Origin of the sequence: Williamsia sp. D3 (genome assembly GCF_000506245.1) — a bacterium.
In the GTDB taxonomy this organism is placed as follows: Bacteria; Actinomycetota; Actinomycetes; order Mycobacteriales; family Mycobacteriaceae; genus Williamsia; species Williamsia muralis.
The window spans coordinates 127008-150858 of sequence record NZ_AYTE01000026.1; the positions used below are offsets into that span (position 1 = coordinate 127008).

Genomic DNA, 23851 nt, shown 5'->3' on the forward strand with positions numbered 1-23851 from the left:
CTTGAACTATTGCTCAACCCTGCCGGGGTCGATTGCCGGCGTCTGCCAGCCGGGTTGGTCCGAGGACCCGGCCTGATCGATGCCCGGATCCGTGCGCGGACGGGCCAGCAGCGGATCGTCATCGACCGGCTTGCGGGCCACTGCCTCAGCCTCGGCCACGGCCTGGGCCACCTTGGGATCGGCTGCGGTTTCGAACCAGCTGGACATGTCTGTGTCGTCCGGCTGGGCGCTGCCGTCGTCGGCGGCCGGCTCGTACCGGAACACCCCGTCATCGGACTGGACACCGAATGATCTCGCGAATCCCTGTAGCGCCGAGCCGAAGTCACTCGGGACCACCCACACCTTGCTGGCTTCGCCCTTGGCCATCTCCGGTAGTTGCTGGAGATACTGGTAGGCCAGCAGTTCCGGTGTCGGTTTTGCGGCTTTGATCGCGGCAAAGACCTTCTGGATCGACTTGGCTTCACCTTCGGCACGGAGGTACGTGGCGGCGCGATCGCCTTGCGCCTGCAGGATCCGTGACTGCCGTTCGCCCTCCGCGGTCAGGATCGCCGCCGCCTTGGCGCCTTCGGCGTAGAGGATCTGACTCTGTTTGTTGCCCTCGGCGGTCTTGATCGCCGATTCCCGCTGACCTTCCGCGGTCAGGATCGTTGCCCGCTTCTCACGATCTGCCTTCATCTGCTTTTCCATCGACTCCTGGATGGACGGCGGCGGGAGGATGCTCTTGAGTTCGACCCGGGCGACGCGCAGGCCCCATCGACTGGTGGCCTCGTCGAGTACCCCACGCAGCTGAGCGTTGATGGAGTCACGTGAGGTCAGGGTCTCTTCGAGCGTCATCCCACCGACGACGTTGCGCAGCGTCGTGGTGGCCAACTGTTCGACGCCGACGATGTAGTCGTTGATCTCGTATACCGCCGCCTGCGGCACGGTGACCTGGAAATACACGACGGTGTCGATCAGAACGGTCAGGTTGTCCTCGGTGATGACGGGTTGTGGGGCAAACGACACCACGCGTTCTCGCAGATCGATCCGAGCACGGATGCGGTCGACGAACGGCACCAGCAATGTCAGCTGTCCGGACACCGTCTTGGTGTAGCGGCCAAGGCGTTCGATCACCGCCGCCTCGGCCTGAGGGATGAGCGCGATGGACTTGACGAGGATCACCCCGACCACCAGCACGAGGACGGCGATGATGATGAGTCCGACGATCACGGCGTTCATCCTTTCCACACGACGGCGGTCGGACCGTCGATCTCGAGTACCGTCACCGATTCGCCCTCGGCGAAGTGGTCACCTGGAGTGGCTGCGCGGGCCGACCAGACCTCGCCGCCGAACTTGACCTGTCCACCACGTTCGTCCACCGGTGTGATCACCAGGGCTTGTCGACCCACGAGTGCTTCGGTGTTGGTGGCAAGGCGGGGGCGGGTGAACATGTGCCTGCGTGCGACCGGGCGTACGGCGAAGAGCAGGAGCAAGGACACCACTGCGAACACAACCCCGTCCACCCATAGCGGGGGGTCGAACACTGCGCTGACACCCGCCGCCGAGAGCGCACCACCGGCGAGCATGAGCAAGATCAGATCACCGCTGAGGGTCTCGGCGCCGATCAGGATCAATCCGGCGACCAACCACAGGAGTGCGCCCATTTCCTCAGTCTGCCATGCTCACGACCGGTCGGTACGGCTCTAGGATTCGATGGCGGTGACGAAATCGATCAGCTCTTCCACCGCGCGGATGAGCGGCACCTCGACGTCCCGAAAACTCGACACCGAGCTGTTCACCTTCCGCCAGCCGTCACGTGGCGAACCCCACCCCAGTTCGTTGCACACCCCTGTCTTCCAGTCGATCCCGCGCGGGATCTTCGGCCACGCATTGATGCCGACCGCTGCCGGTTTCACTGCCTCCCACACATCGATGTAGGGATGCCCGCAGACCAGCACATGCGGACCGACACGTTCGGTGAGCCGCGATTCCTTCGACCCGGCGACGAGGTGGTCGACCAGGACGCCCGCCCGCCGAGTCGGCCCGGGCTCGAACTCGGCGAGGGCTTCATCTAGATTGTCGAGGCCGTCGAGGCTGGCGACCACCACACCTTCCACCCGCAGGTCGTCGCCCCAGATGCGTTCCATCAACGCAGCGTCGTGCACACCTTCGACGAACAACCTGCTGGCGCGGGCCACCCGGGCTCTCCTGCTGACCGGGGCAACGGAACCCGAGGCCGTGCGGGCCGGCGCCCCAGGCGCTTTTCGAACGGGTTTGACCAGGGTCACCGGTGACCCATCGATGAGGAATGCCGCGGGGCGCAATGCAAAGATCCGGGTGGATCCTCGCCGATCTTCCAACCGCACGAACTCCCCGTCGTAACTGCGTTCGAAACCGACCACCGCGCCGCAGAATCCGCTGGCGGCGTCCTCGACGACCAGGTCCCGTTCGGCGGTCACCTCGGGAATCGCCGGGCGAGTGGGCCGCCGGGGCTCGGAGAGTACATCGCGACCGTAACGATCCGGGACTCGGTGATGTGGTCCAGTGCTGTTCACCGCCATCACGTTAGGGCCCGTTCCGGGTGCATTCCGCCAGGCACGCCGCGTACCCGTTTTCGGCGCTAAAGTGGCCGGGTGAACGAGCTGAGCGTGGCTCGCAGAACAGCAACCAGGAAGCACGATGACTGACGCGGATTTCGACTACCCGACCGACACGCAGGGCGTGGCCAGCGCTCTGGGTGCGTGGGGTGCAGCCTGGCAGGCCGGCCGATGCTCCCCCGACGACGTGCTCGATGTCCTCGGCTGGTGGAGCGCGCGACATCGTGTACTGGCTGCTGATGCCATTGCGGCGCAATCGCTTTCGCTCAGCCCCCGAGGTGAGGAGAGCGACGCCCTGCTGAGGCTCGTTCGAGGTGGTAGCTCGGCGCAGGGACTGGCGGTACTGCTCGTGGCTCCCGGCGACATGCTCGGCTTGCCGCCTCGCGGACCGATCACCAACGCAGCACTCGAGTCGGGTGAACTCCTTGTCGTCCCCGGAAGGTACGCCCTCGTCCCGCGCCGGCTCGACCGGTACACGATCGGCTGGGGTGTGCACACCGTCGAGACGGCGATGATCCCCGTCATCCATTCCCTCGGCGCCGTCGAATACGACCTACGGGAGGGTATCCGCTCTGCAGCCGACCTTCTGGACGGCTTGCGGATGCCGCGATCCACAGCAACGGATTCATTGACCGACCCCCGCAAGAAGGTCGCAGAACTGACCCGGTTGGCAGCTCAGCAGTTGCCTCCAGGGGTCAACGCGCGCGCCGAACGCATCCTTGAACAGGCGGCACACGTGGCGGCCATTCTCTCCGTGGCGCAGCAGGCGGCCCCGGATTTCGGCTACAGCGTCGGCGAACAGCACACCGGCGATTCAGCCCTCCGTGATCTCGCCCGCACCGTCCGGGTGGCCCGGATGAGTGCGACCAATGCAGTGATCTCAGAGTTGTTGTCGAACAACCGGGTCTGAGGTCAGGCCGGCCGTTGCACCGGCGCGCAACATCCTTGCGCACAGGGAGACCCGTTCTCGGTCATCCCCGGTCGGAACGGCACTTCGCCGGCAAGCTGCTCGCTGATCAGCGAGACGATCATGGAGATGAACCGCGAATCGGTGCCGACGGTGGCGGCTCGCTCGTATGTCAGCCCGAGTTCGTCGGCTTTGTCCTTGCCCTCGTTGTCCAGATCCCAGAGCACTTCGAGATGATCTGACACAAACCCGATCGGGCATACGATCACCGATGGAACACCCTGGGCGGCAACGTCTTCGAGATGGTCGCAGATATCGGGATCCAGCCACGGGATCTGCGGTGGTCCCGAGCGCGACTGCCAGACCTGGTCGAAAACGTCGAAACCCGCAGCGGCCGCGGCCAATCGGGACGCCTGGGCAACCTGCTTGCTGTAGAGCCTTCCCCCGTCCTCGGGCGGCCCGGCCGCCTTGTCGGCTGAGTCGGGGATCGAGTGGGCGGTGAAGATCAGCCGTACGTCATCACGTTCGTCTTCCGGTAGACGTCCGAGAGCAACGCGGATCGCGTCGGCGCAAGCAGCTGTCATCGCCGGGTGATTCCAGAAGTGTGGCAATTTGCGCAACACCATCGAATCCGCAGCCGGTCCCAACGAGTCCAGGGCACGGGCGATGTCCTCGTCGTACTGTCGGCAGCCCGAATATCCACCCCACGCCGACGTCGGGAACACCAGCACCCGACGGTGCCCGTCCGAGTGGATGCGCGCGAGCGTGTCCTCGATCATCGGGTGCCAGTTGCGGTTGCCGAAATACACGGGCAGATCGATGCCCGACTGTGCGAGTTCGGCCTCCAACGAGGCGATCAGGTCGCGGTTGAGCGCGTTGATCGGCGAGACACCACCGAAGTGGTAGTAGTGCTCGGCGACCTCGTCGAGCCGTTCCGGTGGCACACCCCTGCCGCGCGTGACGTTCTCGAGGAACGGCCGTACGTCGGCGGGCTTGTCGGGCCCGCCGAAGGACAACACCAGAACAGCATCGAACTCAGCGCTCATCCGGGGACCTACATGCCTTCCGGGAGCCAGGTGTTGTGGCTGGCCCCGCCGTCGACGTAAACGATCGACCCGGTCGTGCCCGGCAGCCAGTCCGACAGCAGCGCGCAGATCGACTTCGCCACAACGGTTGCGTCATCGACGTCCCAGCCGATCGGGGACGCACCATCCCAGTACTCGTTGAGCTGGTTGAGCTTCTTCGCGTCGCCGGTGGCGGTACCCGCGATCGCCTTGGCGGCAAGGGTTTTGATGGGGCCTGCGGCCACCAGGTTGGACCGGATCCGCTTGGCCTCGCCCACCTCACGCGCCACATACCGATTGACCGATTCGAGGGCGGCCTTGGCCACGCCCATCCAATTGTAGTAAGGCATCGCCGTGCGCGGATCGAAGTCCATCCCCACGATCGAGCCACCCTCGTTCATCGCAGGCAAAACTGCTCGCGCAAGTGCGGCATAACTCCAGGCCGACACCTGGAAGGATTGCGCCGCATCGGGTCCGGGACCTTCCAGGAACGGCTTGGCATCTGGGCCCATCAGGGTCCTGGGCGCGAAGGCGATCGAGTGCAGTACACCGTCGATACCCTCGGGCGCAAGCTCTTTGAGCCGGTCGGCCAGCGTGGCCAGGTGCTCCTCGTCGGTGATGTCGAGCTCGACGGCGGGAGGGACCTCCTTGGGGAGTCGCTGAGCGATCCGGTCGATCAGTCGCAGGCGGTCGAATCCGGTGATGATGACCCGCGCGCCCTGCTCCTGCGCCATTGCGGCCGCGTGGAACGCGATCGAGGAATCGGTGATGATCCCGGTGATCAGGATGGTCTTGCCGTCGAGAAGTCCGCTCACTGGTGCTCCCTTGCTTTGGATGTGGGCTGTTACAGGTCAGACGGTCAGTGGCCCATGCCCAGACCGCCGTCGACAGGGATCACGGCGCCGGACACGTATGCCGAATCGTCGGACGCCAGCCAGCTCACCACGGCGGCCACTTCTTCAGGCCTGCCGACGCGCGCCGCGGGGATCAGCTTCACGGCCTGTTCCTTGTATTCGTCCGGCAGTTCGGCGGTCATGTCGGTGTCGATCAGTCCGGGCGCCACGACATTGGCGGTGATCGATCGAGATCCGAGTTCGCGAGTGAGCGATCGAGCCATTCCGATCAGTCCCGCCTTGGAGGATGCGTAGTTGATCTGGCCGGGGGTCCCCATCATCGCCACCGCGGACCCCAGGAAGATGAAGCGGCCGAATCGCTTGCGCAGCATGGACCGGCAGGCGGCCTTGGCGACGCGGAACGAACCGGTGAGGTTGGCGTCCACGACCCTCTCGAACTGCTCCTCGGTCATCCGCATCAGCAGGGTGTCGTCGGTGACGCCGGCATTGGAGACCAGCACCTCCACCGGGCCCTGGTGTTCTTCGATCGCCGCGAAGGCCCGGGTGATCGATTCGGTGTCGGTGACGTCGCATTCGACGCCGAACAAACCCTCGGGCGCGCCCGAACCACGATGTGTGACGGCCACTTTGTGCCCGTCCGCGGCCAGCCGTTGCGCGATCGCCAATCCGATTCCACGGTTGCCCCCGGTCACCAGAACCGACCGGGACACCTGTTCGTTGCTGTCAGCCATGACGGTCAACCTATCGCCTAGTTGTCGGTGGAGGTGTACGTGGTCCCATCAGGGCAGGCGCCGGTTGATCGCCACGGCGCTGCCGACCGCGAGGAGTACCAGCAGCGTGCCGGCGATCAGCCACGGGCGGGACGCGTCGCCGCGCCGGGTCTCGTAACCGATCTGATCCTGGAGATTGCCGTAGACCTGGTTGAGTTCATCGAGGCTCGAGGCGGTGAAGAACTTACCCTCCGACAACTGCGCGATCTTGCGGAGCGAATCGTCGTCGACAGGCACCGGGATCCGGTCACCTTCCAGTTCGACTGTGCCGCCGCGGGTTCCGAACGAAATGGTGTTGACCGGAATCCGGTCCTCTTTCGCCTTACGGGCCGCGGTAAAAGCTCCGCGGGGGTCGTCGGGGTCGTCGGGCACCGTTTCCTTGCCGTCCGAGAGCAACACCACCTGCGCGGGCGGAGCACCCTTGTCGCCACCGAGCACGGCATTGAGGGTCTTGATCTGCGTGACCGCGGCGAGGATGCCCTCACCGGTCGCGGTCTTGTCGTCGAGGCGCAATTTGTCGATCGCGTCCTTGGTGGCGGCACGGTCGGGTGTCGGCGACACCAGAGTGGTCGCCGTTCCGGCGTACGAGATCAACCCCAGGTTGATGCCCTCGGTGAGTTCGTCCGCGAACTTCTTACCGGCCTCTTGAGCAGCCTTGAGCCGTGACGGGGCCACGTCGGTCGCGTCCATCGATCGGGACACGTCGATGACAAGCATCACGGTGGCCTTGTTGCGCGGCACTTTTCGGTCGGCCTGAGGACCGGCCATCGCCACCGTCAGCACCAGCAGAGCGATCACCATCAGCACGATCGGAATGTGCTGAGTCCGGCTGCGGGTCTGTGGGGCAACCGTATTCAGCAGGTCCAGATTGGCGAACTTCAGGGCACGGTTCTGCCGTCGCCGCTGCATGTAGATGTACCCGGCCACCAAGGCGGCCACGACGAGGATGATCAGCAACCACCAGGGGGACGCGAAGTCGAACCAGCTCATCGGGTGGCCCCCGCGTTCATTCCCCGCCTCCGCTGCGCGATGAATCGCACCACATCGGCGATCCAGTCGCGGTCGGTGCGAAGCGCCAAAGTCGGTGCACCACACTGCCTCAACGCGCGCTGCACCGCCATCCGGTGGTCTTCGGCGGCTCTGGCGAAATCAGCCCGCACCTTGTCGGTGATCGTCAGTTCGCGGATCTGCCCCGATTCGGCATCGCGCAGCACCACCTCACCCACCGCAGGCAATTCCATATCGCGCGGATCGAGGATCTCGACACCGAGGACATCGTGGTGACCGGACACGGCCCGCAAAGGGCGGTCCCAGTTGATCGGCCCGAGGAAGTCGCTGACCACCACGGCCAGACCCCGGCGTCGCTCGGGCCTGCGCAGGGCGTCGATGCCGGCGAACAGGTCGCCGCGCACACCGTCGTTCGCACGGGTGGTGGTGGCAATGGTCTTGAGGGTGCTCAAAGCGTGTGCCCGGCCACCGCGGGCAGGGATTCGCACCACCTGATCGCCGGTGCACACCACCGCACCCAACCGGTTACCTCCGCCCAGAGTGAGGTGGGCGATGGCCGCGCACGCCGCCACCGCCAGATCACGTTTGGTGGTGTTGACCGTGCCGAAGTCCAGACTCGCCGACATGTCGACGACGAGCCAGGTCTCGAGTTCGCGATCGGCCACCATCTGCCGGACGTGAGCATGGGTCGTGCGGGCCGTCACCGACCAATCCATCCGGCGGACGTCATCGCCGGGCTGGTACTCGCGGGCCTCCCCCGGCTCGGTTCCCGGTCCCGGGATGAGCCCGAGGTGTTCACCCTGCAGCACCCCGTCGAGCTTGCGGCGAACCACGATCTCCAGGGTCTTGAGTGCTGCGGTCAGCTTGGGGTCTTCGAGGGTACCGGCGCCGAACGACGGGAGCGTGCTGTTATCCGCCATAGTGCGACTGGTTGCCCTGCGCCGGGTTGGCTTGCGCGGCAGCAGGTTTGGTCAGAGGACCGGGCCCCTGCGAATACGCCGGCTGGCCTTGCTGTGGCGACTGCTGCGGCGGGGCCTGTCCACCCACGGTGGGCGGGGTGGCCAGCGGCTGTGCGCTGACCTGGGGCAGACCGACCGTCTGCAACACCCGGGTGATGACGGCATCGGCATCCACCTCGTCGGCCAGCGCGTCGTAACTGAGTACCAACCGGTGGCGGAGCACGTCGGGAATGAGCTCGACGACGTCCTGGGGAATCACGTAGTCGCGGCCACGAACCAGCGCGAGCGCGCGCGAAGCCGCGACGATGCCCAGCGTGGCGCGTGGGGAGGCGCCGTATGCCAGCCATCCCGCGACATCGTGCATGCCGAGCTCGGCCGGTCGCCGGGTCGCGTTGATCACTCGGACCACATAGTCGACGAGGGCGTGATGCACGAAGACATTCGCTGCGGTGTTCTGCAGGCGGACCATCGTCTCCGCGTCGAGAACGCGGGATGCCTTGGGCGGGACGTTACCCATCCGGTAGACGATCTCGCGTTCTTCCTCCACCGCCGGGTAGTCGACCAGGATCTTGAACAGGAACCGGTCACGCTGCGCCTCGGGCAGCGGGTACACGCCCTCGTTCTCGATGGGGTTCTGCGTCGCCATGACCAAGAACGGGTCGGGCATCGGATAGGTGGTGCCGCCGATGGAGACATGCCGCTCGGCCATCACCTCCAAGAGCGCCGACTGCACCTTCGCGGGTGCACGGTTGATCTCGTCGGCGAGAAGGAAGTTGGCCACCACGGGTCCGAGTTCGGTGTCGAACTCCTCACGACCCTGCCGATAGATACGCGTACCGATGAGGTCGGTGGGCACCAGGTCGGGGGTGAACTGCACTCGCGAGAAGCTGCCACCGATGACGGTCGCATACGTCTCGACCGCAAGGGTCTTTGCCACGCCCGGCACACCTTCGAGCAAGATGTGACCGCGGGCCAGGAGACCGACCAGGATGCGTTCGACCAGTCGGTCCTGCCCGACGATGACCCTCTTGACCTCGAACATCGCCTTCTCGAGCAAGGCGACGTCGGACTGCGTGAGCTTGAATTCCTCTGCCGAGGTCTTGCTGTCGTCCTGCGCTGAGGTCACCGATACCCTCCGGGGTCTGTTCGATCGTTGTACTGACTGCACCGAGGGTACTGGGCCGCCGGTGGAGCCAGCCACGTCCGGCATCTGCGGCGGGTCGACATAGGGCCCCGGGCTGGATCGATCAGATCAGGCGAGCCGCACCACGTAGGGCATCGCTCCGCTGGTCCGCAACGGCGAGATCTTCACGACGTCACCCGACTGCGGGGCCTCGATCATCGTGTTGTCCCCGAGGTAGAGGGCGACGTGCTGGCTCGCGTTGGGCCCGTAGAAGATCATGTCGCCGCGCTGCATCTCCGAGAGCGGGAACTGCGGACCCGACGTGTACTGGTAACCCGTGTAGTGCGGTAGCGAGATCCCGATGCCGGCGAACGCGTAGATCATCAGCCCGGAGCAGTCGAAGCCCACCTTGTTGTAGTCGCCGTACGAGTCGGCCACGCCACCGTCGCGGATACCGAGGGTGGGACCGTTCGCGTCACCACCACCCCACGAATAACTCACACCCAGCTGCGACATCGCGCGGTTGACCACGATCTCCACCGCAGCGGGGCCTTCGGCTCCCGGGTCGACCGTCCCCGGTGACGGGGTCGTCGGCGTGGTGGGCTCGGTCGGGGTGGTCGGGTCGACCGGTGTGGTCGGATCGGTCGGGTCGACCGGAGTGGTCGGGGTCGTCGGCTCATCGATGTCGGTGTGCGGCGGGGTCAGCGATCCGACCAGCGCAGCGAGCATCTGCTGGCTGGTGTTCAGCGCCAGCTTGCCTGCCGCATCGGCCGCAGCACGCAACGCGGCCTGGTGCGCCTGGTCCTCGATCGCGGCCTGTTGATCGGGCAGGATCGATCCCGGCGCACCCGGTGAGGTGACAGGCGTCGGCTGTCCTCGGAGCGCCTCGAGCTGCCGCTGCGCCTCGTCACGATCGGCTTGCAGCTTCTGGCGTCGGGCGTTCTCGGCTTTGACTGCCTCGATCGCCTCGGTGATCGCGCTCTGCGCGTCGGCCTGGCGGTTCTCGGCGGTGGTGGCGGCGAACGAGGCCTGCTGTTCGGTGGCCTGCGCGGTGGCCGCGCGGTTGGCCTCTTCGTTGCGGGCCTGCTGCAGCCGGGTGATCGTCTCCTGCTGATCTTTGCTCAGCTGATCGATGACCGAGGCCCGATCGAGGACCGCACCGGGATCACCCGAAAGATAGGCCGCCATCGATCCCTGGCTGTTGCCCTGGGTGTACAGACTCCGGATGAACCCATCGAAGTCGGTCTCCGCGAGCGCAATTGCGCCGGCAGCGCCCTGTAGCGCCTCTTGGGCACCACGCACGGCGATGGCCGCCAGTCGCTGCGCTTCCCTGGCGTTCTGGAGGTCGACGAGAGCGCGGTTGACCGCTTCGCGTTTCACCGCGACGTCGCCGTCCAGGTTGACCAGGTTCTGATTTGTATCGGCGATCTGATTGATCAGTGTGGCGATCTTGTCAGCACTGCTGGGTGGTTCGGCGACCGCTGTCCCTGCGGACAACTGCCCGAAACCCACCGCGACCGCCGCGACAAACGCGACTGCCACCGATGTTCGGGCACCACCATGCTGTCGGGTGGACACGGAAAAAGGTCGACGGCGTATGCCGAATGCAGTGCGTCGCCTCACAAAGAACTCCCTCGCAGATCTGACATTGCGCCGGTCGCCGCCGAATCAGCGGCATACCTGGCCATCGCCACGATGGTGATCAACTTCCCCATTAGCACCACCGATGACATACGGAACCGTACGCCACAAGAACCCCGAAGGAAACAGCAGTCACAAATTACATTAGCGTCATTACCTGCGGAAACGCCGTGAACTCGGACAATGCCGAAGGTCACGAATTGGATATCGCAGAACTACAATTGTGTAGTTCCGGCGTCAATTCAGACGGCGGTGGCAGAAGAGCCGCCGCCGGCGCGCGGCGTGGCCCGCGATTCGGGGGCGGTGTGCACCGACGCCGGATCGGTCTCGGTGGGAGTTCCCTTGCGCAACTGCAGCTTGCGGGCCACCACCGCACCCACGGCGACCACGGCGATCAGCACGAGCGTGACAACGGTCCAGGGAACCTGGGTCTGCTCGGTCATCCGGTCCAACATCTGCTCGGCTGCGACGGGCGGATTGGAAATCGTCAGATTGTCTGTGGCCTGTTCCAATTGCACTCGGCTGAACTCGTCACTTGCCGAACCGACGTAATTGCCGCCGAGAACGATGACGGTGCCGCCTGTGTCCTGCTGCAATTCGGTGGCGATGTCGCGGTAGTAGGTGATCCGGGGATACACCTTGTCCGTCACCGCGAAATGCACGTCGTAACCCTTGTCCTTGGCCTCGGCGACAACCTGCAGGATTCGCGGGGTCATCTCCGGTGGCGCCACGACTCCGTCATCGGCCAGTCCGGCCTGCAGCTCGGGCAGGTTCACGTCCGGCGGGATGATGGTCAAGCTCGGCGTGGGTGCCACGTGTTCTCCGAATCTGTGGATCGGGGGGCATTGCTGGCAGAAGCCAACCTACGGCTGCACATTACGACACAATTGGGGAGTCCCAGCATCACCGCGCCTGTCCGACACACCGGACATGCCCGGAACCGACCCGCCGGCTTTACCAGTACGCTCGTACTGCTAGAATCGTCGGTAGAGCGCATGCGGTGCAGCCCACTGCTTGCGTCCAGATCGGTGAAGTTGCCGACAACTACCCGGACCGGCACAGCCCCCGCCGGCCGACAACACGAAGAGTGGAGCTGACGTAAAGCGATGAGTATCGATTCCTTTGGCGCCCGCGGCACGCTGACGGTCGGTGAGAACTCGTACGAGATCTTCCGTCTGAACGCTGTCGAGGGAACCGACAAACTCCCCTACTCCCTCAAAGTTCTCGCCGAGAACCTGCTTCGCACCGAAGACGGCGCGAACATCACCAAAGACCACATCACCGCGATCGCGAACTGGGACGCCACCGCCGACCCCAGCATCGAGATCCAGTTCACGCCTGCGCGCGTGATCATGCAGGACTTCACCGGCGTGCCGTGCATCGTCGACCTCGCCACCATGCGTGAGGCGGTCAAGGAGCTCGGCGGCGACCCGAACAAGGTGAACCCGCTCGCTCCTGCGGAGATGGTGATCGACCACTCGGTGATCATCGAGGCCTTCGGCAACGCCCAGGCCTTCGAGCGCAACGTGGACATCGAATACCAGCGCAACGGCGAGCGCTACCAGTTCCTGCGCTGGGGCCAGGGTGCCTTCGACGACTTCAAGGTCGTCCCGCCCGGCACCGGCATCGTGCACCAGGTCAACATCGAGCACCTCGCACGCTCGATCATGGTCCGGCCGAACGCCGACGGCGTACAGCAGGCCTACCCCGACACCTGTGTCGGCACCGACTCGCACACCACCATGGAGAACGGCCTCGGCGTTCTCGGCTGGGGCGTCGGTGGCATCGAGGCAGAGGCAGCCATGCTCGGCCAGCCCATCTCGATGCTCATCCCCCGCGTGGTCGGCTTCAAGCTGACCGGCGAGACGAAGCCGGGCGTGACCGCCACCGACGTGGTGCTCACCATCACCGAGATGCTGCGCAAGCACGGCGTGGTCGGCAAGTTCGTCGAGTTCTACGGCAAGGGTGTCTCGGCGGTTCCGCTGGCCAACCGCGCCACCATCGGCAACATGAGCCCAGAGTTCGGCTCCACGTGCGCGATGTTCCCGATCGATGAAGAGACCATGAAGTACCTGCGGCTCACCGGCCGCAGCGAGGAGCAGCTCGCGCTCGTCGAGGCCTACGCCAAAGAACAGGGCATGTGGCTCGACGCGGATACCGAACCGGTCTTCTCCGAATACCTCGAACTCGACCTCAACGAGGTGGTCCCCTCGATTGCGGGACCGAAGCGTCCGCAGGACCGGATCGGTCTGTGGGATGCCAAGACCGCATTCCGCAAGGACATCTACAACTACGTCGAGAACGGTGATTCGGCGCATCACACCCAGCTCGACGAGACGGTGGAAGAGAGCTTCCCGGCTTCTGACCCGGCCACTCTGCAGTTCGCCGACGATGGCGCCGATCTGCCGCGCAGCCAACAGGAGATCCTCTCTGCGGCCAAGGGGGCAGAGGGACGGCCGACCAAGCCTGTCGAGGTGGAAACCGAGAACGGCAAGATGGTCCTCGACCACGGCATCGTGTCGATCGCCTCGATCACCAGCTGCACGAACACCTCGAACCCCTCGGTGATGCTCGGTGCCGGCCTCCTGGCCCGCAACGCCGTGGAAAAGGGTCTGACGTCCAAGCCGTGGGTGAAGACGTCGATGGCCCCGGGTTCGCAGGTCGTCACCGGGTACTACGAGAAGGCCGGCCTGTGGCCATACCTGGAGAAACTCGGCTTCTTCCTGGTCGGCTACGGCTGCACCACGTGTATCGGTAACTCCGGCCCGCTGCCCGAGGCGATCTCCAAGGCCATCAACGAGAACGACCTGACCGCCACCGCGGTGTTGTCGGGTAACCGCAACTTCGAGGGTCGCATCAACCCCGATGTGAAGATGAACTACCTGGCCTCGCCGCCGTTGGTCATCGCCTACGCGCTTGCAGGCACGATGGACTTCGACTTCGAGTCCGATTCCCTCGGCAACGACACCGACGGAAACCCCGTCTACCTCAGGGACATCTGGCCCTCGGGTGAGGAGATCGAGCAGACCATCACGGACTCGATCTCGCCCGAGCAGTACGCGTCGGACTACGCAGATGTCTTCAAGGGCGACGAGCGCTGGCAGAACCTGCCCACCCCGGACGGCAAGACGTTCGAGTGGGACGAGGACTCCACCTACGTGCGTAAGCCTCCGTACTTCGAGGGCATGCAGCGAGATCCCGAGCCCGTCACCGACATCAAGGGTGCACGTGTATTGGCGAAGCTGGGCGATTCGGTCACCACCGACCACATCTCGCCTGCATCCACCATCAAGCCGGGCACTCCTGCCGCCCAGTACCTGGACTCCAAAGGTGTTGAGCGCAAGGACTACAACTCGCTTGGTGCCCGACGCGGCAACCACGAGGTGATGATCCGGTCGACGTTCGGCAACATCCGGTTGCAGAATCAGCTGCTCGACGGTGTCTCCGGCGGCTACACCCGGGACTTCACCCAGGACGGTGCGCCGCAGTCGTTCATCTACGACGCTGCGCAGAACTACGCGGCACAGAAAACCCCTCTGGTGGTGCTCGGTGGCAAGGAATACGGCACCGGATCGTCTCGTGACTGGGCGGCAAAGGGCACCTCGCTGCTCGGTGTGCGCGCAGTCATCACCGAGAGCTTCGAACGTATCCACCGGTCGAATCTCATTGGTATGGGCGTCATCCCGCTGCAGTTCCCCGAGGGCGAGTCACACGGCTCGCTCGGCCTCGACGGCACCGAGGTGTACGACATCAGCGGCATCGAAGAGCTCAACAACGGCAGCGTTCCGCAGACGGTGAAGGTGACGGCCACCAAGGACGACGGCAGCACCATCGAGTTCGATGCCAAGGTTCGCATCGACACGCCGGGTGAGGCGGAGTACTACCGTAACGGCGGCATCCTGCAGTACGTCCTGCGCAGCATGCTCAAGAGCTGACCAGAGGACTCCGCGGGTGCCCAAGGTAAGCCAAGACCACCTGGAAGCCCGGCGACGTCAGATCCTCGACGGTGCGCGCCGTTGTTTTGCCGAGTTCGGTTACGACGGCGCCACCGTGCGTCGGCTCGAGGAGGCAACCTCCTTGTCCCGGGGAGCGATTTTCCATCACTTCCGTGACAAGGAGGCGCTGTTCCTCGCGCTGGCGCACGAGGACGCCGAGCGAATGGCCGACGTGGCCGCGAACGAAGGTCTTGTCCAGGTGATGCGCGACATGCTCAACCATCCCGAGGAGTTCGATTGGCTGGGAACACGTCTGGAGATCGCCCGTAAGTTGCGCACCGACGCGGCATTTCGTTCTGGTTGGAAGGAACGTTCCGCCGAGCTCGAGTCGGCCACACTGGCTCGCCTCGAGCGGCAGCGGACGGCCGGACGGTTGCGCGACGATCTGCCCACACGCGTTCTGGTGGCCTATCTCGACCTCATCCTCGACGGGCTCACCACCCGGCTGGCATCGGGTGCCGCGACCGACGATCTGCACGCGGTTCTGGATCTCGTGGAGGAATCGGTCCGCCGTACCCGCTGACGGCGCCGACCCTGGCCCCCGTCCATCGTGCCCCTGGCGCGGTGGACGGGGGCTTTTGCGTGCCGCGTCCACGACATCTGTTACGCCGGCTCATGACTCCTCCGGATAACTCCTCGGCAACCGCGAGGAATGTGATAGTTCTGGTTAACATATCGCGGCCGTTCGGGCCGCTCGTGGATTCGCTGAGCCGGAGGTCGTTGATGTTCCCGGGCAATTTTGTCGCCACCACCCCTGACAAGGTCGCCGTCGTGCGACCGGCGACCGGTGAGTCGATCACCTACGCCGAGCTCGACAGGCTATCGACCCAAGTCGCCCACTACCTGCGTGACGACCTCGGCCTCGGCCGCGGCGACAACGTTTCCATCGTCTCCAACAACGACATCCGAGTGCTCGTGATCTATTGGGCGGCAGTGCGTTCGGGGATGTACGTCACCGCGATCAACAATCACCTCACACCCGACGAGGTCAACTACATCCTCGGCGACTGCAGCGCGGTCGCCCTGTTCGCCTCCTCCGAGGTGGCCGATGCGGTCAGCGCCGCGGATCAGGTGCCAGGAGTGACGCACCGAATCGCCTGGGGTGGCGACATACCGGGCTTCGAGTCGTTCGACGAGATCCTCGCCAACGCCTCCGACGAGCCCCTGACCGACCAGCCCCGCGGCCAGGACATGCTGTATTCGTCCGGTACCACCGGCAGGCCCAAGGGCATCAAGGTACCGCTGCAGGACGGGCAGGTGAACGAGATCCCCGACCCGTACACGGCGGTGTTCTCCCTGCTGTACGGGTTCGACCAGGAATGTGTGTACCTGTGCCCCGCTCCGCTGTATCACGCTGCGCCGCTGCGTTATTGCGGCATGGTCAACTCCGTCGGGGGCACAATCGTGCTGATGGACAAGTTCGACGCCGAAGGTGCGCTCGGCCTGATCGACGAGTACCGGGTCACCCACAGCCAGTGGGTGCCCACGATGTTCATCCGCATGCTCAAACTGCCCGAGGATGTCCGCGCCAAATACGACGTCAGCAGCATGAAGATCGCAATCCACGCGGCCGCGCCGTGTCCTCCCGAGGTCAAGCAGGCCATGATCAAGTGGTGGGGCCCGGTGATCCACGAGTACTACGCCTCCACCGAGGCGCCGGCGCCACGTTCATCAACAGCGAGGAAGCCCTCACCCACCCCGGTTCGGTGGGCAAACCCCTGCTGGGTGTGGTGCGCATCTGCGACGACGACGGCAACGAACTGCCCACCGGCGAGATCGGCACGGTCTTCTGGGAACGCGACGAACTGCCGTTCGAGTATCACAACGATCCGGAGAAGACGAAGTCTGCGCAGCACCCCGACCACCCGGCCTGGACGACAAGCGGCGATGTCGGTTACGTCGACGCGGAGGGTTTCCTGTACCTCACCGACCGTAAATCGTTCATGATCATCTCCGGCGGAGTGAACATCTACCCGCAGGAAGCCGAGAACGTCCTCATCGGGCACCCTGACGTCTTCGACGTCGGCGTGATCGGGGTGCCCGACCCAGATCTGGGTGAGGTCGCCAAGGCATGCGTCCAGCTCGAGCCGGGCGTGAACCCGTCCTCTGAGCTGGCTCAGGAGATGATCGACTTCGTGCGGGAGCGCCTTGCGCACTACAAGGCACCCAAGTCGGTCGACTTTGTCGACGAACTCCCCCGCACGCCCACCGGAAAACTGGTGAAGCGAGAACTGCAGAAGAACTACGTCTGACCAAGGACCGGGAAGTGGTGGGTTTGTGCGGGCGCGACCTGCGCACATGCGCGCCCGAACCCACCACTTTCGGGGTTTGGGTCAGGCGAGTTCGATGAGCTCCTGGTACTCGGCGGACCAATGGTCCTCGGTACGTCGGGCAGCAGGATCACCCGTTGCGGGTCGAGCGCTGCCGCTGCACCCGGGTCGTGGGTGACCAGCACCACCGCGCCCTTGTAGCTCCGCAGCGCGTCGAGCACCTGTTCCCGCGAGATCGGGTCGAGGTTGTTCGTCGGTTCGTCGAGCAGCAGGACATTCGCCGCCGACGAGACGAGCCCGGCGAGTGCCAACCTGGTCTTCTCACCGCCGGAGAGTGTCCCCGCGGGCTGATCGAGCTGGGGCCCGGTGAACATGAACGCGCCGAGCAGGCCTCGTAGATCTTGCTCGCCCGCGTCGGGCGCCGCATGACGGATGTTGTCCCACACGCTCGCGTTGTCGTCGAGGGTGTCGTGCTCCTGCGCGAAATAGCCGATCTTGAGTCCGTGGCCGGGTTCGAGTGTGCCGTGCTCGGCCTTCTCGGTGCCCGCCAGCAAACGCAGCAACGTGGTCTTGCCTGCGCCGTTGAGCCCGAGCACCACCACCCGGCTTCCGCGGTCGATCGCGAGGTCCACACCGGCGAAGATCTCCAGCGATCCGTACATCTTCGTCAGGCCCGACGCCATCAGCGGCGTCTTGCCGCAGGGTGCCGGCTCGGGGAACCGGATCTTCGCGGTCCGGTCGGCGACCCGCTCCTCATCCAGGTTGTCCAGCATGCGTTCGGCGCGCTTGAGCATGTTCTGGGCCGCAACGGCTTTGGTTGCCTTGGCGCCCATCTTGGCCGCCTGCACCCGCAGCGCGCCCGCCTTCTTCTCGGCGTTTGCACGTTCACGCTTGCGGCGCTGTTCGTCGGTCGCCCGCGCGTCGAGGTACTTCTTCCATCCCATGTTGTAGATGTCGGGCTCGCCGCGTACCGCGTCGAGGAACCACACCCGGTTCACCACGTCGGCAAGCAATTCCACATCGTGACTGATCACGATGAGTCCACCGTCGTGGTTCTGCAGGAAACCGCGCAGCCAGCCGATCGAGTCGGCGTCGAGGTGGTTGGTCGGTTCGTCGAGCAACAGGGTGGTGCCCGATTTGCCGCCGCTGCCGTCCGAGGCGGCAAACAGGATGCGAGCCAACTCGATCCTTCGCCGTTGACCACCGGACAACGTTTTCAGGGGCTGCGCCAGCACCCGGTCGGGAAGGCCGAGGCTGTTGCAGATGCGGGCCGCCTCGGATTCTGCGACGTACCCGCCGAGCGCCGAGAAACGGTCTTCGAGCTGTCCGTACCGATTCACAGCTTTGTCGAGCACCTTGTCGTCGACGGCCTCGGCCATCAGTGCCTGCTGTTTCTCCAGGTCGCGCAACAGCGTGTCCAGACCTCGCGCGGAGAGCACACGGTCCTTGGCGATGACCTCCAGGTCACCTTCGCGGGGATCCTGAGGGAGATATCCGATCTCGCCGCTGTTGGTCACCGAACCGGCGTAGGGTTCGCCTTCGCCGGCCAGTATTCGCATCGTCGTGGTCTTGCCGGCGCCGTTTCGACCGACCAATCCGATGCGGTCACCGGGTTGCACCCGTAGCGCCGGACCAGGGGCGCTCAGTAGGGTGCGTACGCCCGCGCGTACCTCGAGGTCGGTTGCCGTGATCACGACGCGCCAGTGTACGCCAAAACGATACCGTGCCCTTATGAGCGAGGCGGGCGACGACCACCACGAAGGTCGTACATATGACGTGGCAGTCGTCGGTGCGGGTCCGGCCGGTCGGGCGGTCGCCGCACGATCGGCGGCCGCGGGCCTCGACACCGCATTGGTCGATCCGGCACCGGACCGGGCCTGGCACGTCACCTACGGGGCGTGGTCCGACGAACTCCCCAGCTGGGTCGGCACGAAAGTCATTGCTGCACAGTCGGACACGGTCGCCGTGTTCACCCCGGGCCGCCACTTGATCGAGCGCGCGTACGTCACTCTGGACACCCGTGCGCTGCAGCAGAGCCTCGACATCTCGGCTGTGACGACCTTCGCAGACACCGCCACATCCGTGGGCTCCGACAACGTCAGCCTGCAAGATGGCCGAAAAGTGACGGCACGCACAGTCATCGATGCGCGCGGTTTGCGGGCTCCACACGCGCCGGCGCAGTCGGCGTTCGGGATCTTTGTCGACGGCGAGATCGCAGCGTCCTATCTCGGCTCGGACAACGCTGTGCTGATGGACTGGCGAGCGGTCGAGCCCGGTCGAGCCCCCTCGTTTCTCTACGCGATCCCCGTGGCCGATGGTCGGGTGCTGCTGGAGGAGACCTGTCTCGCCGGCGCCCCGCCGGTGCCACTGGCAGAACTCCAGGATCGGCTACGGTGCCGCCTCGAACACGTGGGGATCACCGGGCCGGCCGTCGACACCGCGCCGACCGAGCGGGTGTACTTCGCGTTGTGCGGCCACGACTCAATGCCGCCATGGCGGTCCGATCCGCTCCTGTTCGGCGCGGCGGGCGGAATGATCCATCCGGCGACCGGATACAGCGTGGCGGCATCGTTGTCGGCGGCCGACGCAGTGGTCGACGCCATGGCAAACGAACGTGATCCGAAGGCCGCACTGTGGACCGCTCAGGCCCGCGCCGTCCATCGGTTGCGACGTCGCGGACTGTCCTCACTCCTCGGATTGGCTCCCACCGAAGTGGTCAGGTTCTTCGACGGGTTCTTCGAGATGTCGCTCGAACGCCAGCGGACATATCTCAGTTCGCGCGACGACCTCGCCGGGGTGGCCTTGTCGATGAGTCGCATGATCGGGCTCACCGACCGCACCCTCGCCCTGCGCATCATGCGGGGTGCTGTGATTTCGCGGACCTGACAGCTTTCACGGGCGGGAGCGACTCTCAGTGGTTGGGTTCGCGGTGCAGCAGCATGCGTATCCGGACGTCGCTGCCCCGGAGTGACGACTGGAGCAGCTCCCTCACCCCGCTCACGGCGGCGCCCAGATCGTGGTCGTCGGCGGTCGGAGAAGCCGTCACCGTGATCTCGACGACAGGGGTTACGCCGTCGACATAAGACCGGACTGCCGAGGAGCGAACATGACGATGTCGTTCGAGAGACCTGGCCGCCGCCCGGGCCACGTCGGCCACGGCGATGTCGATCTCGCCGACAAACGGTTCACCCTGCGGTTGCAGGGTCACCGACCGCAGGCGATTCGGCGAAATGTTCGCCAACAACAGCCACGCACCACAGATCCCCAGCAGAACGGTTGCGGCCAGCAGGGCCCAATCCCACCACGATTGTCCCGGCGCGGAGTAGATCTGAGCGGTGTCGACGTTGCCGACCGCATCGGTCACCGGTCCCACGCCCGCCCAGCGGAGCAGTGCGACCAGGCCGGCCGCGGCGAGAAGCACGCCGACCAGGCCCACCGCGAGGCGGTCAAGGGCGTTCAGGGTGCGCCGCATCAGGCTCCCTCTCGTCGATCACGGTCATGTTCGGGTGGGAGACGCCACGAAGATCCACGCTCACGCGGGGCGGTCGGGCCAGCGTTGCCGTCGATGCCTCGAGACGGTCTGGTAGGTCGCTCTCCGTCGGGGTGGTGACGAACACACGTACATGGGCGCGGCCAGACGTCACCTTGGTGGTGGCCGACACTGTGTTGTCGTCGTCGAGCGCGATGGCGCTGAGCCGGCGGGCGACGTCAGTGTCGCGCGTCCAGACACCGGTGGCCCGTAGCGGTCGGTGGGTGCGACGCCGCGGCCGTACGGCGGCATACACGAAGTAGAGCCCCACCAGCACGCACACGACGGAGACCACGACCATCCACGGTCTCCACTCGGTTCCGGACACCCAGCGTGCGGAGTGTTCGATCCAGGCCTCGGACCGGTAGTGGCCTTGGACAACGGCATACTCCCGTCCGGCGACAACGGCGAGTGCAAGTAGTCCGAGCCCCAGCACAGGCGCCAGCCATCCCGCAGTCGGAAAGCTCCGCGGCGGCCGACCCTCGGCCGTGGTGCGGCTGTGCGTCGGCGCCGCCTCTGTACCCGTGTCCGGGCCGGGTTCGGCAGCGGACACTCGGGCCAGCTCCTCCCCCAGCAACATCCTCGATTGGGCAACCTCGGTGACCTCGACATCCACTCGCGCCGGCCGGCGTCCGGTCAACCGGGTGACAACCTCGATGACGTGTTGCTGAACCCGCTCGGCGACATCAACTGCCGGCATCGGCCAGCTCACCGCGATCTCCACGGTGATCGCCGGATGGCGCGGATCGGAATCAGCAAGGGCGCGAGGGAGATTGCGACCTGTGAGTGACCCCAACGTCACCGCGTACGGCACCACGCCGTCGACCTCGAGCGCCGCCTGACGGGCGATCTGAGAGATCACGCGCGATTCGATCTGCAGGGAGCCTCGGTGCTCGGGGGCCGCTAGGTGGGAACCGCCGACGCGCTCGGCAGTTGCCGCCTCAGCCACGGCCTTTGCTCCCTAACAGTGCACCGAGGTCGATGCGGCCGTCACGATGGGCGCCGACGGCCACGCCGATGGCCGCGAACACCACCGCGACCATCAGACCGGAGAAACCTCCGGTGGTGACCGCCAAGGCGAACAGCAGGCCGACGAACAGCCCGATCACGGAATTGTTCATAATTGACTCGTTTCTGTGAATGTACCCCGGCCGCTATCTGCAACTGCGACTCGAAAGTCCTGGCGCGCAACAACATCTTCGACGACGACGGTGTAGCCGATCGCTCCCGGCGCGGCTGACACCGCGGCCGCACGGACGTTGCGGGCCACCCCCGCGACGTCGACATCGAGGTAGGTGACCACATGGATTTCGACGCCCGAACGGCCGACTCGCACACCGTTCACCCGCCGGCCGGGCAGATGTGTGGCGATCTCCCCGAAGGTGCCCGCGTGCAGGTCTGCCACGCCGTCGACAGACAGCACCCGTTCACGGATGAGCACTGCGGAGGCCGCTGTGACTGTCACTGGACCCGCGGTGTCTGGCCGTCGAGCGAGGTGGTCGGATCGTCGGTGTCGAGGTGAACGTCGTGCACGGTCACGTTCACCTCGGTGACCTCCAGACCCGTCATCTTCTCGATCGCTTCGATCACGTTGGTCCGGATGGATTCGGCAAGCTGGTGGATCGCCACGCCGTAGTAGGCAACCAATCCGACATCGACTGCGGCCTGCTTCTCGCCGACTTCCACCGACACGCCCTGGGTGACGTCGGCAGCGGTCCCCGGCAGACTTTCGCGTAGTTTGCCGACCGCACGCGCTGCGCCACCGCCGAGGTCGTAGACGCCGTCTATCTCACGCGTCGCGATCCCGGCGATCTTGGCCACCACGACATCGGCGATCGACGTCTTGCCTCCCGCATCGCTCTGATCGGGACCACGGCCGTCGTCGGTGTGACTGAGTTCATCCCTGGCGGTGGTCGGCTCGTCATCCTGCCTGGACGTCGCGGTGGTCATAAGGTGCTCCCTCGTCGGTTCGGTATCCGGATGGCAGACCGGGCGATCTGCTCTCCCACCCCTTTGACGGGTTGAGAACCGCATGTTGCACGCACGACTTTCTGGCACGCTGAACAAATGGATGCGCCCGCTGAAGAATCATTGATTCGCGCGGCTGCCCTGGGCGATCGCCAGGCGTTCGACCAGCTGATGCGTTGTCATCTGACGCCCGTCCTTCGATACACGACCCGACTGACCGGATCTCCGACAACAGCGGAGGACATCACTCAGGAGACGTTCCTCGCCGCGTGGCGCGGATTGGAACGGTTCGGTTTCCGGTCGAGGTTCCGCACATGGCTGTTCACCATCGCCTCGCGCAAGACGGTCGATTTCCAGCGACGGCAGAGCGCGCTCGTGATTTCCGAGAGCACCTTCGAGGCGATGGAAGTGAGGACCCCCGGCCCAGCTGCTCGCACGGTTGAACACTCGTTTCTCGTCGCACTCCAGACCGAGCTCGGCAGGCTCGGTTACCAGGCGCGCGCATGCTGGTGGCTACGGGAGGTCGAAGGCCTGTCGCACGATGAGATCGCCACGGCGCTCACCATCTCGCGCGGCTCGGTGCGTGGACATCTGCAGCGTGCACGATCACAGTTGGCTGTACGACTCGCCGCGTGGGGACCCGACGGCTCCGATGTTCGCGAGGCCCGATCACCCGGACGCATCCGGCATCAGATCCCGCGACCGACGACGGAAGGAAGGCGAGATGACAGTCCAGCGCCCCGATGAAGCGGATACCTGGATCAGCGATGCCGCCGCCCACCTCGAGCACGGCGACGAGGGAGTGGTCCTGGAACGGCTCGGACCCAGGCTTCGGTCGGCCACGCGGTTGGGTGTCCCGATCGCCACCGACGATCCCGGCATCGAGATCAACGAGCGCGCGATCCGCCAGCTGATTGCCCGCGCGATCGACCGAAGATGTCGACGCGACGTCGCCGCGATCCACATCACCACCGACCACGGATCCGTCCGCAGGATTCGCGTGGAGATGGTCGCCCGGTACGGCGATCAGATCGGCGCGATGAGCGAGCAGGTCCGTGAGGCCGTCCGCGGACGGCTCGGGTCACTACGGATCACGGTGGCCGACTGCGTCGACGTCATGTGGGTGGACGTCCAACCGGTTGACCCTGCGAGCCCGGCAGATCAGCCGCACTCCATCCCCGGGTGAC

General features: G+C 65.3%; 22 protein-coding genes and 2 pseudogenes. 7 read left to right on the forward strand and 17 right to left on the reverse strand.

Annotated elements, in window-relative coordinates; genetic code table 11:
- Window positions 1-6: 6 nt before the first annotated feature.
- Genes W823_RS45665 through W823_RS45675 form a run of 3 tightly spaced genes read right to left on the reverse strand, consistent with a single transcriptional unit; the run spans window position 7 to window position 2540 of the window.
- Window positions 7-1218, reverse strand: coding sequence for an SPFH domain-containing protein (locus W823_RS45665; RefSeq protein WP_023959313.1), 1212 nt, complete (start codon window positions 1216-1218; stop codon window positions 7-9).
- Window positions 1215-1643 (reverse strand): NfeD family protein, encoded by a 429-nt coding sequence (locus W823_RS45670; RefSeq protein WP_023959315.1) that lies wholly within the window; start codon window positions 1641-1643, stop codon window positions 1215-1217. Before W823_RS45670 ends, W823_RS45665 begins: the two co-directional genes overlap by 4 nt.
- A gap of 39 nt (window positions 1644-1682) precedes the next feature.
- Window positions 1683-2540 (reverse strand): DUF3097 domain-containing protein, encoded by an 858-nt coding sequence (locus W823_RS45675; protein ID WP_031332540.1) that lies wholly within the window; start codon window positions 2538-2540, stop codon window positions 1683-1685.
- A 118-nt stretch (window positions 2541-2658) separates the two neighbouring features.
- Here W823_RS45675 and W823_RS45680 point away from each other — a divergent pair, with 118 nt between their 5' ends.
- On the forward strand, window positions 2659-3486 hold the full coding sequence (locus W823_RS45680; protein ID WP_023959319.1) for a hypothetical protein: 828 nt from the start codon (window positions 2659-2661) through the stop codon (window positions 3484-3486).
- Between the two features lie 2 nt (window positions 3487-3488).
- On the opposite strand, the gene W823_RS45685 is transcribed toward W823_RS45680, so the two are convergent.
- From W823_RS45685 to W823_RS45720, 8 genes are all read right to left on the reverse strand, one after another.
- Window positions 3489-4529 carry a ferrochelatase gene (locus W823_RS45685; RefSeq protein ID WP_023959321.1) on the reverse strand — a complete coding sequence of 347 codons (1041 nt, stop codon included), beginning with the start codon at window positions 4527-4529 and terminating at the stop codon, window positions 3489-3491.
- A gap of 8 nt (window positions 4530-4537) precedes the next feature.
- On the reverse strand, window positions 4538-5362 hold the full coding sequence (inhA, locus tag W823_RS45690) for an NADH-dependent enoyl-ACP reductase InhA (RefSeq protein ID WP_023959324.1): 825 nt from the start codon (window positions 5360-5362) through the stop codon (window positions 4538-4540).
- Between the two features lie 44 nt (window positions 5363-5406).
- Window positions 5407-6132 (reverse strand): 3-oxoacyl-ACP reductase FabG1, encoded by a 726-nt coding sequence (gene fabG1 / locus W823_RS45695; protein WP_023959325.1) that lies wholly within the window; start codon window positions 6130-6132, stop codon window positions 5407-5409.
- A gap of 48 nt (window positions 6133-6180) precedes the next feature.
- Window positions 6181-7161, reverse strand: coding sequence for a VWA domain-containing protein (locus W823_RS45700; protein ID WP_023959327.1), 981 nt, complete (start codon window positions 7159-7161; stop codon window positions 6181-6183).
- Complete coding sequence (locus W823_RS45705) at window positions 7158-8099, reverse strand: DUF58 domain-containing protein (RefSeq protein WP_023959329.1); 942 nt, start codon at window positions 8097-8099, stop codon at window positions 7158-7160. The genes W823_RS45700 and W823_RS45705 overlap by 4 nt, the downstream gene beginning before the upstream one ends.
- Entirely contained in the window at window positions 8089-9348 is a 1260-nt protein-coding gene (locus tag W823_RS45710) for an AAA family ATPase (protein ID WP_369792629.1), read from the reverse strand. Before W823_RS45710 ends, W823_RS45705 begins: the two co-directional genes overlap by 11 nt.
- 42 nt (window positions 9349-9390) lie before the next feature.
- The gene (locus W823_RS45715; RefSeq protein ID WP_023959333.1) at window positions 9391-10803 is read right to left on the reverse strand and encodes an NlpC/P60 family protein; all 1413 of its coding nucleotides are present in this window, start codon (window positions 10801-10803) and stop codon (window positions 9391-9393) included.
- Between the two features lie 341 nt (window positions 10804-11144).
- Complete coding sequence (locus W823_RS45720; RefSeq protein WP_023959335.1) at window positions 11145-11717, reverse strand: DUF6676 family protein; 573 nt, start codon at window positions 11715-11717, stop codon at window positions 11145-11147.
- Window positions 11718-12008: 291 nt separating this feature from the next.
- Between W823_RS45720 and acnA the strand changes: the two genes are divergently transcribed.
- The 3 genes and pseudogenes from acnA (at window position 12009) to W823_RS45735 (ending at window position 17149) form a co-directional block, all read left to right on the forward strand.
- The gene (gene acnA, locus W823_RS45725) at window positions 12009-14837 is read left to right on the forward strand and encodes an aconitate hydratase AcnA (RefSeq protein ID WP_023959337.1); all 2829 of its coding nucleotides are present in this window, start codon (window positions 12009-12011) and stop codon (window positions 14835-14837) included.
- A 16-nt stretch (window positions 14838-14853) separates the two neighbouring features.
- The gene (locus tag W823_RS45730) at window positions 14854-15420 is read left to right on the forward strand and encodes a TetR/AcrR family transcriptional regulator (RefSeq protein WP_023959339.1); all 567 of its coding nucleotides are present in this window, start codon (window positions 14854-14856) and stop codon (window positions 15418-15420) included.
- 200 nt (window positions 15421-15620) lie between these two features.
- Window positions 15621-17149: pseudogene (locus W823_RS45735) on the forward strand (AMP-binding protein).
- 81 nt (window positions 17150-17230) lie between these two features.
- On the opposite strand, the pseudogene W823_RS45740 reads toward W823_RS45735, so the two are convergent.
- Window positions 17231-18861: pseudogene (locus W823_RS45740) on the reverse strand (ABC-F family ATP-binding cassette domain-containing protein).
- Between the two features lie 37 nt (window positions 18862-18898).
- On the opposite strand from W823_RS45740, the gene W823_RS45745 reads away from it, so the two are divergent.
- A complete protein-coding gene (locus W823_RS45745) occupies window positions 18899-20053 on the forward strand; it encodes a lycopene cyclase family protein (RefSeq protein WP_023959341.1) in 1155 nt (384 codons plus the stop codon).
- Between the two features lie 25 nt (window positions 20054-20078).
- Here W823_RS45745 and W823_RS45750 read toward each other — a convergent pair whose 3' ends face one another.
- The 5 genes from W823_RS45750 to W823_RS45765 are packed head-to-tail and all read right to left on the reverse strand — an operon-like array spanning window position 20079 to window position 22646.
- Window positions 20079-20639, reverse strand: a complete 561-nt coding sequence (locus W823_RS45750; protein ID WP_023959345.1) for a hypothetical protein — start codon at window positions 20637-20639, stop codon at window positions 20079-20081.
- Window positions 20614-21645: a DUF6286 domain-containing Asp23/Gls24 family envelope stress response protein gene (locus W823_RS56665; RefSeq protein ID WP_023959347.1), complete on the reverse strand. Its 1032-nt coding sequence runs from the start codon at window positions 21643-21645 to the stop codon at window positions 20614-20616. Before W823_RS56665 ends, W823_RS45750 begins: the two co-directional genes overlap by 26 nt.
- Complete coding sequence (locus W823_RS45755) at window positions 21638-21817, reverse strand: DUF2273 domain-containing protein (RefSeq protein ID WP_023959349.1); 180 nt, start codon at window positions 21815-21817, stop codon at window positions 21638-21640. The genes W823_RS56665 and W823_RS45755 overlap by 8 nt, the downstream gene beginning before the upstream one ends.
- Window positions 21814-22161: a hypothetical protein gene (locus tag W823_RS45760; RefSeq protein WP_023959351.1), complete on the reverse strand. Its 348-nt coding sequence runs from the start codon at window positions 22159-22161 to the stop codon at window positions 21814-21816. The genes W823_RS45755 and W823_RS45760 overlap by 4 nt, the downstream gene beginning before the upstream one ends.
- Entirely contained in the window at window positions 22158-22646 is a 489-nt protein-coding gene (locus W823_RS45765; RefSeq protein ID WP_023959353.1) for an Asp23/Gls24 family envelope stress response protein, read from the reverse strand. The genes W823_RS45760 and W823_RS45765 overlap by 4 nt, the downstream gene beginning before the upstream one ends.
- Before the next feature lie 117 nt (window positions 22647-22763).
- Between W823_RS45765 and W823_RS45770 the strand changes: the two genes are divergently transcribed.
- Window positions 22764-23411 (forward strand): RNA polymerase sigma factor, encoded by a 648-nt coding sequence (locus W823_RS45770; protein ID WP_023959355.1) that lies wholly within the window; start codon window positions 22764-22766, stop codon window positions 23409-23411.
- Window positions 23389-23850 carry a hypothetical protein gene (locus W823_RS45775; RefSeq protein WP_023959357.1) on the forward strand — a complete coding sequence of 154 codons (462 nt, stop codon included), beginning with the start codon at window positions 23389-23391 and terminating at the stop codon, window positions 23848-23850. The genes W823_RS45770 and W823_RS45775 overlap by 23 nt, the downstream gene beginning before the upstream one ends.
- Window position 23851: the final 1 nt, after the last annotated feature.